This window comes from Kitasatospora sp. NPDC005751 (assembly GCF_040630835.1).
Classification (GTDB): Bacteria; Actinomycetota; Actinomycetes; order Streptomycetales; family Streptomycetaceae; genus Kitasatospora.
On sequence record NZ_JBEXYC010000168.1, the window covers coordinates 1 to 1,101 of the forward strand.

Here is a 1,101-nt window from a genome sequence, read left to right on the forward strand (position 1 = left end):
AGGTCGTCGATGCCGGCGGACGCGGAGGTCATGACGGCTTCGGTGCGCAGGGGGTTGATCTCGGAGACGGCGCCGACGAGCGTGGTCTTGCCGACGCCGAAGCCGCCGGCGACGACGATCTTCGCGGAGGTGGTGGCGCGGGTGGGGGCGGCCGCGTTAGAGCTTGCGAAGTCCACTGAGGACCCTTTCGAGCAGCGTGACGTCGGGCTGGTTTCCGGATTCGCCGCCGGAAGCGGGCTGGTGGATGGCGACCAGGCCGGCTTCGGCCAGGTCGGCCACGAGGATGCGGGCCACCCCCAGAGGGAGGGAGAGCAGCGCCGACACCTCGGCGACGGACTTGACCTCGGTGCACAAGGTGCAGATCCGCTGGTGCTCGGGGAGCAGGGTGGCCAGGCGCTGCGGGTCGACGTCGGCCGAGACGAGCGCCTCCAGCGCCAGCTCGTAGCGCGGTCTGGTCCGCCCGCCGGTCATCGCGAACGGCCGGATCAGCGGGCCCGAGTCGTAGTCGTCCTCGAACTCCTCGACGTACCCCGGCTCCTGGGCCGGCTCCTGGCCGGGACCGGAGTGGTGCCGGCCGGGCTGCGGGGCGGGGGCGGAGTGCCGGCCGGGGAGGTGGCCGTCCGTCCTGCCCGGGGCCGGCCAGCCGGCCGGGGGCGCGTCGTACGACGGCTGCTGCCGGCCGTACTGGTCGTACTGCTCCTGCGGGTACGGCTGGCCGTACTGCTGCTGGCCGTACTGGCCGTGCTGCTGACCGTGGCCGGCGACGCCGGGTGCTCCGAAGGCGTCATGGCCCGTGCCAGGGTACGGAACGCCGTACTGGCCGCTGCGGTCGTCGGGCGGTGTCACGGTTCCTCTCCTCACAAGGTGCGGCGGTGCGGTGCGAGCTCCGGACGGGTCCGGAGCCGGTGGTGCGAAGGCCGTACAACGTCCGAACCCGAGCCCGCCGAAGCGGGCCCGGGACGGGCGTGGAGGTGCTTCGAATACCAGGACGGTATCCGACGAACCGTCAGTGCAGGAGACTGCCCTGGAGTTCTGCGCGGAGTGCGGGGGTGAGGACGGCGCCGGCGCGGTCGACGAGCAGTGCCATCTCGTAGCCGACGA

1 protein-coding gene and 2 pseudogenes are annotated in these 1,101 nt (G+C 72.6%); all 3 read right to left on the minus strand.

All coding sequences use genetic code 11. From position 1 onward, the window contains the following. Positions 1–176: pseudogene (locus ABZ497_RS36850) on the minus strand (ATP-binding protein); the annotation flags it as partial. Beyond that, the gene (locus tag ABZ497_RS36855; RefSeq protein ID WP_359812527.1) at positions 157–846 is read right to left on the minus strand and encodes a DUF742 domain-containing protein; all 690 of its coding nucleotides are present in this window, start codon (positions 844–846) and stop codon (positions 157–159) included. The pseudogene ABZ497_RS36850 and the gene ABZ497_RS36855, both read right to left, overlap by 20 nt. A 160-nt stretch (positions 847–1,006) precedes the next feature. Then, positions 1,007–1,101, minus strand: a pseudogene (locus ABZ497_RS36860) (roadblock/LC7 domain-containing protein); the annotation flags it as partial.